Annotated in this window: 11 protein-coding genes; 8 read left to right on the forward strand and 3 right to left on the reverse strand. The window is 51.4% G+C overall.

The features are described from left to right. The first annotated feature begins 182 nt into the window (after positions 1 to 182). Positions 183 to 1,424, forward strand: a complete 1,242-nt coding sequence (locus NST07_RS01700) for a DUF445 domain-containing protein (protein ID WP_342480959.1) — start codon at positions 183 to 185, stop codon at positions 1,422 to 1,424. A 117-nt stretch (positions 1,425 to 1,541) separates the two neighbouring features. Here the strand turns inward: NST07_RS01700 and NST07_RS01705 are convergent, their stop codons facing one another. The 3 genes from NST07_RS01705 to NST07_RS01715 all read right to left on the reverse strand — a co-directional run bounded on the left by NST07_RS01705 (position 1,542) and on the right by NST07_RS01715 (position 4,082). Then, the gene (locus NST07_RS01705; protein WP_342480960.1) at positions 1,542 to 1,862 is read right to left on the reverse strand and encodes a P-II family nitrogen regulator; all 321 of its coding nucleotides are present in this window, start codon (positions 1,860 to 1,862) and stop codon (positions 1,542 to 1,544) included. Positions 1,863 to 2,077: 215 nt separating this feature from the next. Beyond that, on the reverse strand, positions 2,078 to 3,175 hold the full coding sequence (locus tag NST07_RS01710) for a glycosyltransferase family 4 protein (protein ID WP_341089320.1): 1,098 nt from the start codon (positions 3,173 to 3,175) through the stop codon (positions 2,078 to 2,080). Between the two features lie 88 nt (positions 3,176 to 3,263). Continuing rightward, positions 3,264 to 4,082: a hypothetical protein gene (locus NST07_RS01715; RefSeq protein WP_341377073.1), complete on the reverse strand. Its 819-nt coding sequence runs from the start codon at positions 4,080 to 4,082 to the stop codon at positions 3,264 to 3,266. Positions 4,083 to 4,366: 284 nt separating this feature from the next. Here NST07_RS01715 and NST07_RS01720 point away from each other — a divergent pair, with 284 nt between their 5' ends. From NST07_RS01720 to yfcE, 7 genes are all read left to right on the forward strand, one after another. After that, positions 4,367 to 7,912: a PAS domain S-box protein gene (locus NST07_RS01720; RefSeq protein ID WP_341089322.1), complete on the forward strand. Its 3,546-nt coding sequence runs from the start codon at positions 4,367 to 4,369 to the stop codon at positions 7,910 to 7,912. Continuing rightward, the gene (locus NST07_RS01725; RefSeq protein ID WP_341089325.1) at positions 7,909 to 8,544 is read left to right on the forward strand and encodes a C39 family peptidase; all 636 of its coding nucleotides are present in this window, start codon (positions 7,909 to 7,911) and stop codon (positions 8,542 to 8,544) included. Before NST07_RS01720 ends, NST07_RS01725 begins: the two co-directional genes overlap by 4 nt. A gap of 113 nt (positions 8,545 to 8,657) precedes the next feature. Then, positions 8,658 to 10,616, forward strand: coding sequence for a type I pullulanase (gene pulA, locus NST07_RS01730; protein ID WP_342480961.1), 1,959 nt, complete (start codon positions 8,658 to 8,660; stop codon positions 10,614 to 10,616). 330 nt (positions 10,617 to 10,946) lie between these two features. After that, a complete protein-coding gene (locus NST07_RS01735) occupies positions 10,947 to 11,273 on the forward strand; it encodes a PadR family transcriptional regulator (protein ID WP_038585016.1) in 327 nt (108 codons plus the stop codon). 5 nt (positions 11,274 to 11,278) lie between these two features. Then, a complete protein-coding gene (locus NST07_RS01740) occupies positions 11,279 to 12,049 on the forward strand; it encodes a permease prefix domain 1-containing protein (RefSeq protein ID WP_341089328.1) in 771 nt (256 codons plus the stop codon). Between the two features lie 494 nt (positions 12,050 to 12,543). Continuing rightward, positions 12,544 to 14,028: a glutamate synthase subunit beta gene (locus NST07_RS01745; protein WP_341089329.1), complete on the forward strand. Its 1,485-nt coding sequence runs from the start codon at positions 12,544 to 12,546 to the stop codon at positions 14,026 to 14,028. Between the two features lie 127 nt (positions 14,029 to 14,155). Next, complete coding sequence (gene yfcE / locus NST07_RS01750; RefSeq protein ID WP_341089330.1) at positions 14,156 to 14,698, forward strand: phosphodiesterase; 543 nt, start codon at positions 14,156 to 14,158, stop codon at positions 14,696 to 14,698. The last annotated feature ends 79 nt before the right edge of the window (positions 14,699 to 14,777 follow it).

Here is a 14,777-nt window from a genome sequence, read left to right on the forward strand (position 1 = left end):
AACCGTAGAAAATGTGTAGCGCACTGGAATTTTCAGAAAGGAGTTTACTCGTGGTACAATGAAAGGCAGACTAATAAGTGAACGGCCGCCGTAATCGTCAGCTCATAGGGTCACAATGTGATTGGCGGTATTTCCCTGTCCAGGGAAACAGCTGTCCGACGCTTTAGGTAAGGGGGATAAAGATGAAATCCAGAAATTTAGCTACGATATCGCTGGCTGTCATGGCCTGCGGTTTTCTGCTTACACTGTTTTTGCCGGATAATCTGGCTGTTGTTCTGCTGAGAGGCGGCTTCGAAGCCGGGCTGGTAGGGGGAATTGCCGACTGGTTTGCAGTTACCGCACTGTTCCGCCATCCGCTGGGCTTGCCGATTCCGCATACCTCGCTTCTGCTGAAGAACCGGGATAAGATCATTCAGTCTCTTATCTCCGCTATGGAGAATGAGTTGCTGAACAAAGAGAGCATCGAGAACAAGCTACGCAAGATCCGCTTCGTGTCGCTCGGCAGCGGACTGCTGACGAAGTTCGTAGCAAGGAAAAAAGCAAGAGCCGGCATGCTGGAGCAGCTCAGCACCTTTGTTCAGCGGCTTCCGGTAGATAAGGCGGTTCCTTATCTTCAGACGGCTGTTGCAGATTATATCCGTGAAGCGGAGCTTGGTACCGCCGCCGACAGCATCGTCACCAAACTAATGAACGACGGCAAGGATATTGCCGCGCTTGATTATGCGCTTGAAGGCATCTCCGGCTGGAGCAGCCGCCCTGAGACACGGGCGATGCTCGGCAAGATCGCCAGTGAGAAACTGGCTGAGGTGAAGCTGGGGGGGCTGAAAGGCATGGCCTTTCAGGCATTTGTCGGATTTGTGGATGCCGAAATGCTGGGAGAAATGCTCCAGGGCATGCTGCAATCCGGTATCCGGGATTTCCGTGAAGCGGATAATCCTTACCGTGAGCAGATCATTCAGGAAATCCGCGTCGCGCTGTTTCAGCTTGTGAACGACGAAGCGCGGATCCTTTCACTGAAGGAATGGGCGCTGGAGGAGCTGCAAGGCGAAGCGGCTTCAGCGTTTCTGCATAAGCAATTGGAGGCTCTGCGCGGCAAGGCGGTTGCGATGCTGGAAGAGGACCGCAGCTCCGGAGGACGCAAGCTGTTTGCACTGTATGCCCTGTTGGCCCGGCGCATCAGTACGGAAAAGGAGTGGACGGAGAGCTGGGAGGAGCGGATTCGCGCTTCATTAATCACCTTCGTGGAGGCTAACCATTACCGGCTTGGCGTATTGGTCAAGGAGAACCTTGATCAAATGGATGATGCCAGCCTGGTGAACATGCTGGAGGACAAGGTGGGCAAGGATCTGCAGTGGATTCGTGTCAACGGCGCGGTATGCGGCTTTGTCGTGGGACTTGTGCTTACAGTCATCCAGATGATCTAAAGTCAGAAGACTACAACATTAAGAGGCAGCAAAGCGTACCCTTGAACCGGAACAGCCGGAACCGGGGGATGTTGTGCTGCCTCTTTTCTATTGACCTGTCTATCAAAGGGACAAGGGTTACAGTTGGTTTTTACCGTTGCTGATTGTGAAGGTTTCCAGTACAGGAAGCACGAAGATTTTACCGTCACCGAAGGAGCCGTGCTCACCGGTTCTTGCCGTTCTCATAATAATGCTGATTACATCGTCCTTCTCATCATCTTGGATGACAATCATCAGCAGCTTCTTGGAAATTTGATTGTAATAGTTGGTGCCGACCTGAATTCCCTTTTGTTTCCCGCGGCCTAGCAAATCCATCTTGCTGATGGAGGGGAAGCCGGCAAGCATTAATTCAGCCATGACTTCATCCGCTTTCTCGGGTCTAACTATAGCTTTGATCATTAACATAACGATGCACCCTTTCTACAGCCATTAGTGTGTTGTAGGGGGTTGCCAATTTCATGATAGCGGTATAAGCAATACATTTTGTTAATGGCAACGCTTACAATACGAGTATAATATTTACTGCAGGCCATATCCTGCGAATAAGATCACTAATTTCTTGTTACACATTGTCGCATTGCAGAGGAGCACCCTTGCGGCAGACTCCTCTGTTATTACGGCAAAAGCGAGCGGTACAGCTCCTCCAATTGTGCTGTGGTATGCCTCCACTCAAAAGCCCGCAGGGCATCACTCCGCCCTTGCATCCCGATCTTTGCCGCCTTCGCGGGATTGCGTCCGATCATCAGCAGACGTCTGGCAAAAGGGGTGGCCTGACGGTAACGGTCCACCAGGTAGCCGTTGTGGCCTGACGTGATGATCTCACGGATGCCGCCGTTATTCGAAGCAATAACCGGCAGCCCGGAGGCCATGGCCTCCACATTGACCAATCCAAAGGATTCATGACCTTGGGAAGGGCAGACAAAGCAATCGGCCATCTGATACAGGCTGTGAATATCCTCGTGGGCGATGTTTCCAACGAAAGATACAGATACACCCAGTCTCCGCGAGAGGGTCTTGAGCCGCTGGATATATGGAGGTTTGCCCCGGCCGGCTATGATCAGATGAGAGGGCAGGCGTTTATTGAGAATGCGCATGGCCTGCAGGAGTACGGGCACTCCCTTACGGGGGATCACCCGCCCGACGAACAGCACCGTGAACACTTGCGGGAGTCTGTATAACCGCCGGAGACGCTGCCGTTCCGGTTCTTCGGCCGGTATGAACCGGGACAGGTCCGCTCCCAGCGGAATGACACTGAGTTTCTTGTCCAGGCCGGGAAAACGCCGGGAAATTCGTTGCTGCAGGGAGCGGCTGTTGGCAGCGATTCCGTCAGCCTTCGCCAGGCTGCGGGCAATTCGGCGTTCTGCCGGTACGAACGTCAGAGAGTGCAGATACAGCAGTACCGGAGTCAGGGGATGCTGGTGTTTCACGGCGGCCATCAGCAGCGGCCGGTTATCGATCTGAATCATATCGAAGGACGTCTTCTCAAGATATTTGAGTACCGAGGCAAGATAACGGGAAGGACTGCCTGAAGCCAGACGGATAATACGGACCTGTTCAAGCTCTGCAGAGTCGGGCAGTCCTGGTGACTTGCGGCTTAGTACCGTTACCATATGCCGCCGGGCCAGCCTTCTGGCAATCGCCCAGATGCAGATCTCCACTGAACCGTTCCCCGGCACCGGGAACTGCTCCGGTGCAATAATACAGATATGCATAATATAAGCCTCCTCAAGGCCCGCTGATGGATATTGTCTCTACCTACCATATGCGGACCAAGAGTCGGAAGACACATTCCTTCAGCAATCATGCTGCGATTTGCTTGGCCGCGTCCGCAATCACACCGGCAATTTTTTGCTCAAGCTCAATGATCTTCAGCTTGCTGGCTGCCATTTGACGGTAGCCTGAGACAAGGGATGACAAGGATTGAGCAGTTAAAGCCTGATTTTGCTTGCGGATAGCCGATTTGAAGTCGCTGAAATCGGCCGATATCCGTTTGTTCAAGGAGGCTGCCACACTTTTCTGGGACTTGATAGAGGCCTGGGGGCTTTCGATCCCCGCCAAGGTTTTACGTGCGGCGGCCATCTTTTTGGTACGGGTTTCTTTGGCCGCTTTCAGCAGGGCTTCTTTATTGCGGATATCCTCACGGGCAAATTGAACGAGAATTTTCATAGCATCAGCCTGTGTGCGGAGCACATCCTTCAGGACCTTGTCCTTAAGCCCCCTGAGGAGGTTAATCCGGCGGTTGAGTGCGCTGTATTGATCAAAGAGAGGCTGGTAACGTTCTTTGGTGCCGCTTACGGCTGAGGACAGCCGGGTCACGGTGGACTGATCTATTTCCTTAATTTGGTTTCGGACAATGATCAGCGCTTGCGTATTGCTGTCATGGAGCCGGCGGATTTGCGCCTCACGGCTGTCATACTGGGTAATCAGAACGGATAAATCACTGTAATACCCTTTAAGTCTGGTCCTTGCAGTATCGTCAGCAGTGGCGGCAGTCAGTTCAAACGAGGCTTGAATCGAAGGGGTCAGTGCTGTTCCGGATGCATTTACAGCACCTGTTGAAGATAATACTGCAAGCAGAAGTGCCAGCATTGCCAGGGAAATCTTCTTAAGCTTGTTCATCTTTTTCCTCCTTATTCTCATCCCTAATTCCGCAACAACAAAAAAGCACCCGCAGTAAAGGCTATTAAGCCTTTATTACGGGTGCTTCCGTCGTAATAGGTCACGAATGAAATATTATCTAAACTATAAAGGAAGGACAAAACCCAGTCAATATTTGTAATTTAAACTTTTTTCCATGGAAACCAGGCTGCGCGTTTATTCCGAACTTCTCTTATCGTATACTGGTTAATAATACAACAGAGAGCTGCATACGAGCCGGCTCATGACGAAGGGGGCCTTGTTTAATGGAATTGGCATATAATAGCAATATTTTGGATCAAGCCTTCATGATGTCTCCGGTAGGAATGGCCGTCCTGGCCTCAGAAAAGGACAAATGGATAAAGGTCAATTCCGCTTTTTGCAACATCCTCGGCTGCAGTGAAACGGAATTTCTAGCCGGAGCTTTATTGAGAAACAAGAGTGCGTCACAGCCAGAACAGGAAGACCGGGAAGGGCTCACACTAATGAGTGTATTGGAGGGTCTTTCCTACACCCCCGGTGATACCTTAAAGAGTGAACAAAGGTTTTATAATCGTGCAGGACATTCTGTATGGGTTTCCCTTACATTCGTGCGGGCTGATGCAGGACAAGACTCTTCACATATTATTGTATACGCGCAGGATATCACCGACCGGAAAATCGCCGATCAGCTGACAGTAGACAGCCGTGATTTGTATGATTTATTTCTAAAAGACGATCAGAGCATGATTTCGTTCACATTGCCCGACGGCACACTAAGCTTTATTTCCCCCTCATCGCTTTCGCTAATCGGATTTGCACCTGAGGAATTAATTGGTAAAAACCGGCTGGAATTTTATCATCCTGATGATATCGAGGGCATGGACAAGTCTGACGGTCTTCTGAAGAATGACATCTATGTCCGCCGTTTACGCCATAAAGACGGGCATTATTTGTGGTTCGAAAGCTCTTTTCATGTGATTCGGGGAGAAAACAATGAAATCATCCGGATCATGGGTATTGGCCGTAACGTGACGGGCCGCAAGCATAATGAGGAGGCTTTGGCCACGGCGCAAAGAGTCGCGAGAATCGGTTCCTGGGTATGGGATTTGACGAAAGGCAAGCTGTCTCTCTCGGAAGAATTGCAGCGTATGCTGAAGCTTGGTATTGGAGCAGCCGAGGTCGAGTACCAGAAGTTTCTCGATCTGGTTCATCCGGACGACATCAATGACATGTTCACAAGGGTGCGGGAGACGCTGGAAGACGGGAATTCCGGTGAGAATACCTACCGGCTGGTCCTTGCGGATGGAACCTTGCTTGCGGTACATATTCAGTGGGATACCGTACTGGGACCGGCCGGCAAGCCTGTTCAGCTTATCGGAATGATGCAGGATATCACTGAACGCCAGCAGATGGAGCAGAAGCTTAGAGAAAATGAGCGGAATTACCGGCTAATGTCGGAAAATTCCCTGGATCTGATCTCGCGCCATGCGATAGAAGACTGCATTTTCTTATACTGCTCTCCGGCCAGCCGCTCTCTGCTCGGTTATGAGCCGGAGGAAATGGTCGGCACTAGTGCTTTTGATTATCTGCATCCCGATGATTTAATAGCAATGAAAGAAATGATGGCACAAAGTGAGCAGACCCGCTGCATCCCGGCGGCGGTCTACCGTTACCGGCGCAAGGACGGAGGCTATGTCTGGTTTGAGACGAACAGCAGGTATATTTTAGATGAGCAAGGCGGGATTGTGGAGATTATTGCCGTCGGCCGTGACATAACGGAGCGTAAGCAATTTGAGTCCAAGCTTCAAGAGAATGAACAGCGCTATAAGTCGCTGTTTGAATATAATCCGTCAGCTGTATACTCCATGAATCTGCAGGGAGATTACTTAACCTGCAACTCCAATCTGGAGGTGCTGAGCGGATATTCAATGGGGGAGCTGGTGGGCAACTATTTCGGCCCCCTTGTGCATGAGAAGGATATGGCGAAGACGCAGTATCATTTTAATCTGGCTTGCCAGGGAATGCCTCAAAGCTATGATCTGACCCTTATTCATAAAGATGGCCATCTGGTAGAAATCAGTACGACCAACATTCCGATTATTGTCGGGGACAAGGTCGTCGGTGTATACGGAATTTCCCGTGACATTACGGAGCGTATCCGGTATACCGAGCAGATCGAGAAACTGGGCAATGATTACACACTGATCTTAAATGCAGTCTCCGAAGGCATATTTGGTCTTGATACGGAGGGGAAGGTAACCTTCATCAATCCGGCGGGGGCGCAGATGCTGGGCTTCGCCTACGGTGAAATTATGGGCCATCCTTATCTGGATCACATACAGCACACAGCGCTGGACGGCCTGCATTACCGGCCGGAGGATTCCCCGCTGATGCAGGCCGTCCGTGCGGGGGAATCCCATCAGAGCAAAGATGCGGTATTGTGGCGCAAAGACGGTTCAAGCTTTCTGGCCGAGTATCAGGTTACTCCGCTGTTTGATAAAGGAGACCGTAAAGGTGCGGTTGTTGTGTTCCGTGACATTACGGATGAGAAGGAGATTATCCGCGCCAAGGAATCGGCAGAGAAAGCGGATCAGGCGAAATCGGAGTTTCTGGCGATTATGAGCCATGAGCTGCGGACGCCGATGAACGGAATTATGGGGATGACGGATCTCCTGTCAGAGACCGAGCTGGATGAAGAGCAGCGCGGATATGCGGAGATTATTAGCCAGAGCAGTACTTCTCTGCTATATATCCTCAATGAAATTCTGGATCTCAGCAAAATAGAAGCCGGAAAAATGATCCTTGTGCATGAGCCGGTAAGTCTTGAATGGGTCTTGGAAAGCGTAACCGAGCTGTTCTCGCTGAAAGCGAAAGAGAAGAACCTGGAATTGACCTGCCAAGCTGCTTCCGATGTTCCGGAGTTGATCATGGGCGATGCGGCCCGGCTGCGCCAGATACTGGTGAATCTGGTCAGCAACGCAGTGAAATTTACTGAAGAAGGTCATATCTCTATTGAGGTGGGGACGGAATTCTGTCCTAACCAGAATAAGCTGACTCTGAAGTTTAATGTCAGGGATACGGGAATCGGAATTCCGCCGGAGAAACAGTCTCTGCTGTTCCAATCGTTCTCCCAGCTGCATCCGTCCATTAACCGCAAGTATGGCGGAACCGGACTGGGACTTTCCATCTGCAAGCGGCTGGTTGAGCTTATGGGCGGAGCGATTGCAGTGGACAGTGTGGAAGGCGTAGGTTCAAACTTCTACTTTACCTTGCCCTTGGATATTGACCATGATCCTAGTGATTTGGAGGAGGAACCGGTGCATGAGCAGACTCCGTCAGTACCGGAGAGTAGCCTTGATGTTGCCGATACCGATGATTATTCCCGGATTGAGGAGGAAGGGAGTGGCCTTCTGCTTACTGAAGGCCTTCCTCAGTTGGAGCCGAAATACGGTCCGCTGCGGATTCTGGTCGCAGAAGATCATCCCGTTAATCAAAAGCTTCTATTGATCATGCTGGAGAAACGCGGATATACTGCGGACCTGGTGGAGAACGGCCAGCAGGCGGTGCAAGCCGTTCTGCAGCAGCCCTATGATCTGGTATTTATGGATGTGCAGATGCCGGAGATGAGCGGGCTTACCGCAGCGGCCAGAATCAGGGAACAGCTCCCCCAGGCCAAGCGGCCCTTTATGGTGGCTGTGACTGCTTATGCCAGACGGGAGGACCGTGAAAGATGCCTGGCTGTAGGTATGGAGGATTTCATCAGTAAACCGTTTCTCACCTCCGACATTGAACGGATACTACAGCAGCGTCAGGAGAAGATATCCTTATGAGGGGAGCACCGCAGCAGCACAAGCTGCCCGCTGAACCTTATACGCAGTGGGAACCGGGTGTTGCTTCACCCGGCTCGGCCTGCGGTCCGGCGACCATCGCCGCATTAATGGAATATTGGCGCACGCGGAAGGGCCGGACTTTTATTCCCGGAGCAAGTCATTTTACTTCCAAAGCGGCGCATATTAATCACATATACAGCCATCATGGCGGAACACCTTGGGGAATGAGCGTGGGCAGCTTTACCAAAGGCGTCACAGCTTATATCCGGTCTTCTGCTCCTCTGGAGGCGAAGGAACACGGACTATTCTCCGTAAGTGTGTTTAATGATATAGACCGGTACAAAGCAGAGATTGATGCGGAGCGGCCGGTGGCGCTCAAATTCGATAAATGGCTCACTTTTCGCTGGCGGGGAAAATACGCCTATGATTATCATTGGGTGCTGGGAATCGGTTATCAGGAGTCTGAGGGCGGAGGAGGCCCTGTACTTATTGTTCATGACAACGGGATGCGGCATAAGCACGGCGGGTTCACTCCCGGGCAGGCACGCCTTATCCCTTATAACGTCAATAAAGATGTTATAACCATGGTGGCTTTGGATATCAAGGAAGCTACCATAGGGCATCAGCTGTAACCTTCAGGCGGCAGGAAGGGCAGCTTGATGAAACCGTCAAGTACAAACGTTTGCACAAAATCAGTAATTAGGATATAATTCCAATTATTAAAGGGTAAAGGAGACAGATGGCCTTGTCCGTACAAAAGGAATTGAAAGAACCGATTTATTATGGTGATCCGGCGGCTACCGGAGGAATATCCGTGTTCGCCCAGGAATTTGATGAGCTTTTCAGTTATGACGGGGATGACCTTGGTGTGACGTATACGCCTGCTTCCTCGGCCTTTTGCTTGTGGGCACCTACCGCGCAAGAAGCAGCGGTTGTGCTCTATGGCTCATGGCATGAAGCCGCCGGAGATATCTTGCCGATGATCCGTGATGTCAGGGGAACATGGCGTTTGAGCGTGGCCGGGAACCTGGAGGGCAAGTTCTACACATATCGTGTGCGCATCGGGGAGCAGTGGAATGAAGCGGCCGATCCTTACGCCCGGGCTGTCGGTGTGAATGGAGATCGAGCGGTGATTCTCGATTTGCGCAAGACCGATCCCCAGCGCTGGACAGAAGATAAGCCACCTCTGGCTGACCCTGTGGACGCGGTGATTTACGAGCTTCATCTGCGGGATCTGTCTGTTCATCCGGCTAGCGGCATTGCCCATAAGGGACAATATCTGGGTCTGGCCGAAGAAGGGACGCGCGGACCGGGCGGGATTCTTACCGGACTGGATCATATATCCGATCTTGGAGTGACTCATGTGCAGCTGCTCCCTATTTATGACTATGCTACAGAAAGTGTTGATGAGACCCGGCTGGACCAGCCTCATTACAACTGGGGTTATGACCCCAAAAATTACAATGCTCCAGAAGGCTCCTACGCTACGGATCCGTATGATCCGGCTCTGCGAATCCGCGAGCTGAAGACAATGATCCAGACACTGCATGACTGCGGACTGCGCGTAATCATGGATGTGGTCTACAATCATGTTTATGACGGCTACCTTGTTAATTTCACCAAGCTTGTTCCCGGCTATTATTTACGTTATAAGCAGAACGGCAGTCTGTCGAACGGATCGGGCTGCGGCAATGATGTCGCCTCTGAGCGGATCATGATGACCCGGTTTATTGTGGAGTCGGTGCTGTACTGGGCCCATGAATATCATATCGACGGTTTCCGCTTTGATCTGATGGGACTGCTTGACATAGAAACCATGCAGGAGATCCGCCGCCGTCTGGACGAAATTGATCCTTCACTGATGACTATCGGGGAAGGCTGGCTCCTGGATACGGAGCTTCCGGCGGAGCGCCTTGCCAGCCAGAGCAATGCGGATGCCCTTCCGGGCATCGGACAGTTCAACGACGGGTTCCGCGATGCAGTAAAGGGGAATATTTTCCGCTATGAAGAGCCTGGATTTATCGGCGGCAAGACTGGCCTCGAGCAGGTGGTGAAGACGGGGATTACCGGAGGAGTCGTGTACGGTCAATCCATGGGGGCGTTTGCTGATGAGCCGCAGCAGTGTGTGAACTTCGTTGAATGCCACGACAATCATACTCTCTGGGATAAAATTGTAATTTCCAGCAAAGGGGAAAGCGATGAGCGGCGCAGAGAGATGCATCGTCTGGCTTCGGCAATGGTAATGACGAGCCAGGGGATTCCGTTTCTTCATGCAGGACAGGAATTTATGCGAACTAAGGACGGGGTGGAGAACAGCTTTAAGTCTCCCGTTGAGATCAACCGTATGGACTGGGAACGCGCAGCGGCACATGTGGAGGATATTGCTTATATGAAGCGGCTGATTGCCCTAAGGCAAGCCCACCCGGCATTTCGCCTGCGCAGCGCGGAGGAAATCCGCGCACAGCTGATGTTTGAGAAGGCGCCTGCCGGGGCAATAGCCTATACACTCCGGGATCACGCCGGAGGCGATCCGGCGCTGCACTTATACGTGCTTTATAATTCAAATACAGCCGGAGTGTCATTGGATGTGCCACAGCTTGGCGAGTGGAGCATCCTCTTCGGTGAGGATCTGGTCTCGAAGCTTGCCGGGGGCAAGCTGACCGCCAAGGGCATTGGAATGGTCGTATTGGCCGTCCGGCAATAAGTTCCCGAATACACTGTATATAATGATTTGATAAAAAAGGATGCCACTCGGTTGGAGAGTGGCATCCTTTTTTTGCGTCGATCCATATTGTCCCAATTTGGCGACTCCGTGGGCGTTATCTGCCCGTTAGGGAAGAACGCAGGTGGCAATCTGGAGAGATAACGCCGTTAGCGTCCGCAAACCTTAATAAACGGAGCGCAGCCACCCAATAAGGACACTGGAATCCGAGGCCCATTTTTTATAAAACTACTTTATCTGTCGTAGTAATTATGCTACAATGCAATTACTACGACAGATGAAGTAATGAGGAATAAGTTAGGAGGAAGGCTTTTGATCAGTAGTGATGTCATACGGGGATACAACGATACGCTCATCCTCTATATGCTTCTGGACGGAGAATCCTATGGCTATGAGATTTCCAAGAACATCAGGAAGCTGTCGGAGGAGAAGTACATCATGAAAGAGACTACGCTGTACTCCGCATTCACCCGGCTTGAGAAGAATGGGTACATCGATTCCTTTTTTATGGATGAGACCTTTGGGAAACGACGCACCTATTACCGTATAACTCCGCAAGGTCTGGCTTATTATCTGGAAAAATGCGAGGAATGGAAAGTTACGCAAGAGGTCGTTAACAAATTCATAAAGGAGCTGTGATCAGGATGGATACCATTATGGGCTATTTGAACAACATGTTTACTTCCCTGCCCAGAACAGAACAGACATATAAGTTGAAGCAGGATCTGCTGGCTAGTATGGAGGAGAAATATTACGAACTGAAGAAAGAAGGCAAATCAGAGAATGAGGCGGTCGGTATTGTCATCTCCGAGTTCGGCAACATTGATGAGCTGATTGACGAGCTTGGAATTACAATGGGGGGAGAGGATACACTGCTGCCTGTACTTGCCCCGGAGGATACATGGGGATATCTGGTTGCCAAGAAGACCAGCGGCTTTATGGTGGGGATTGGAGTAATGCTGTGCATCATCGGCCCTGCGTTGCTGATTCTGCTTGTTACCCTGGCAGAGTTTGGTTTTCTCCGTGGGGTGATTTCAGAAGACACTGCCGGAATTATTGGCGTGATTGTGCTGCTGCTGCTGGTGGCGCTGGCGGTTGCACTGTTCATATTCAGCGACACAAGGCTGGAGCGGTATAAATATCTGCAAAAGGGTTTTAATCTGCCCTATTTTTTGCGGACCGAGATCGAGCAGCGCAGCCGTGCATTTGCCCCTACCTATACGCTGTCTCTGACTCTGGGTGTATCCCTGTGTGTACTCTCTCCGGTTCCTGTCCTTGCCTGGTCTGCAATCAATGAGGATGCCAGCGGCTACGGGGTCACTATTCTGCTTGTGCTCATTGCGCTGCCTGTCTTCCTGTTCATCTACTATGGGAGTATCAAGGAAAGCTTTGGCTTTCTGCTCAAGGAGAAGTAGTACACCGAGGTCCCTGAAGAGAAAGAGGAAAAACGCTTCAAGAGCTCTATCGCAGCCATCGCTTGGCCGCTGGCTACCGGCTGTTTTCTGATTAGCGGATTTATTTTTGAACGCTGGGACATCAACTGGGTGATCTTCCCGGTTACAGCGATTTTGCTGGAAGTATTAAATGCTGTGTATAAAATGATTAAGGTGAAATAACGCTTTCAGCCAGCTCTGCCCATTCTCCGGAATTTTATTTAAAAAAGTGACATTGCTCATTTAGGGTATAGTGGAACAATGATAATATTAAGGCATTTCAATCCACGACAGTACCTGGCAGGACCTGTGAAGGAGGGAGAACTTGGCCTCCTCGCAGTTTTTTGCTTTGCTGCTTTACAGTGACAAATGATCAGTCGGTGACAGAGCGTAACTGCCTTTTTGGAGCCGAATGGGCAACATGCCGCCCCTGAAGTTTTCGGCGGTCAATTAGAGAGACTCGGAGGATGACAGGAATGGGTAAAACAACCGGATTTTTGGAATATCAGCGGCAGACTCCTGCGGAGTGTGAGCCTTTAGAACGGATTAAGAACTGGAATGAATTTTCGGTGCCCCTGGAAGAGGAGAAGCTGCGGGAGCAGGGAGCGCGCTGCATGGATTGCGGAACACCATTCTGCCATGTAGGACGCCTGCTGTCCGGGATGGCCTCCGGCTGTCCGCTGCATAATCTCATTCCGGAATGGAATGACATGGTCTACCGCGGCAATTGGGAAGTTGCGCTGAAACGGCTGCACAAGACCAATAACTTTCCTGAATTTACAGGACGCGTGTGTCCGGCTCCTTGTGAAGGTGCTTGTACCGTGGGCCTTCATGGTAATCCCGTAACGATTAAATCCATTGAAAAGTCGATTGTAGATAGAGGATTCGCCGAGGGCTGGATTGTTCCCGAGCCGCCTTTGACCCGTACGGGCAAAAAGGTAGCCGTAGTCGGCTCCGGACCGGCCGGCCTTGCCTGTGCCGCACAGCTTAACAAAGCAGGCCATAGCGTAACTGTATATGAACGGGCTGACCGGATCGGAGGTCTGCTGACCTACGGCATTCCAAACATGAAGCTGGATAAGAAAACCGTGCAGCGTCGGGTGGATTTGCTGGCGGCGGAAGGCATTACCTTTGTAACCCGGACCGAAATCGGCAGAGACATTGCTGCTTCGCAGCTCAAAGAAGATAATGATGCTGTAGTGCTCTGCGGCGGCTCGACACAAGCCCGTGATCTTCCGCTGGAAGGCCGCGAGCTTCGGGGAATCCATCAGGCGATGGAATTTCTGACGCTGAATACAAAGAGCCTGCTTGACTCTGATTTGGCTGACGGTGAATATTTGTCTGCGGCCGGCAAGGATGTTGTTGTGATCGGGGGCGGAGACACCGGCACCGACTGTGTAGCTACCTCGATCCGGCACGGCTGCCGCAGTGTCATCCAGCTGGAAATTATGCCACAGTCTCCATTGACCCGCCAATCCAACAATCCTTGGCCGGAATGGCCAAAGGTACTCAAAGTGGACTACGGCCAGCAGGAAGCCGCTGCCTTGTATAAGGAAGATCCGCGCCGTTACCTCGTTTCCACGAAACGTTTTGCCGGGGATGACGGCGGACATGTGCAGGAGCTGCACACGGTGCGCATCGAATGGACGCGCAATGAGCAGGGCCGGATGGTTCCGGTAGAAGTTCCGGGCAGCGAAGAGGTAATTAAGGCGCAGCTGGTGCTGCTGGCGCTGGGTTTCACCGGTCCGGAAGAAACGGTGCTGAATGAGCTTGGGATAGAACGTGATGAACGCTCCAACGCCAAAGCGGAATTCGGTGCGCAGGCGACCAATGTCGAGGGTGTATTTGCCGCAGGAGACATCCGCCGCGGCCAGAGTCTTGTAGTCTGGGCGATTAATGAAGGCCGCCAGGCTGCGCGCGAAGTCGACCGCTTCCTGACAGGAGCCTCCAATTTGCCTTAAGTATATCTTGGATAGGTGTTTCATGTGGACGTCCCGGCGGGGCGTCCGCTTTGCGTTCCGGGGCCAAGGAAAGTTAAGATAAAAGATAAGCTATTTAAACGGATTGAACAGAGAGGGAGATTATACGATGAAGCTGATGTTTATTTCTGATATTCACGGATCGTTATTTTGGCTGGAGCAGGCTTTGGCAAAAGTAGAAGAGGAGCAGCCGCATACGCTAGTGATTCTGGGGGACTTCTTATATCACGGTCCGAGAAATCCGCTGCCGGACGGTTATAATCCCCAGGGAGTCGCAACGAAGCTTAACGCGTACGGGAAATCTCTGGTGGCTGTTAGAGGCAACTGCGATGCAGAGGTCGATCAGATGCTGCTGGAGTTCCCGATGATGGGGGATTATGTACTGATTCTCCACGAAGGCCGGAAGATCTATGCTACTCACGGGCATGGCTTCAGCATTGAGCATTTGCCTGCACTTGCTGAAGGGGATGTATTTATCCAAGGACATACCCATCTGCCGGTAGCCGGTATAAAAGAAGGCATCTATGTGCTGAATCCAGGCTCCATCTCGCTGCCCAAAGAGAATAACCCGAATTCCTACGGTATTATTGAGAACGGCGAGTTCACGGTTAAAGATTTTACGGGCAACGTCGTTAAGCATATCAAACTGTAGGGTGACCTTATTCTGCGCGGCATTGAGCGTAATGACGGTTTATTGTATGATGGGTAAGGAGCTTTCAGGGATCTTCCCG

Source organism: Paenibacillus sp. FSL L8-0340, assembly GCF_038593145.1.
Classification (GTDB): Bacteria; Bacillota; Bacilli; order Paenibacillales; family Paenibacillaceae; genus Paenibacillus_AQ.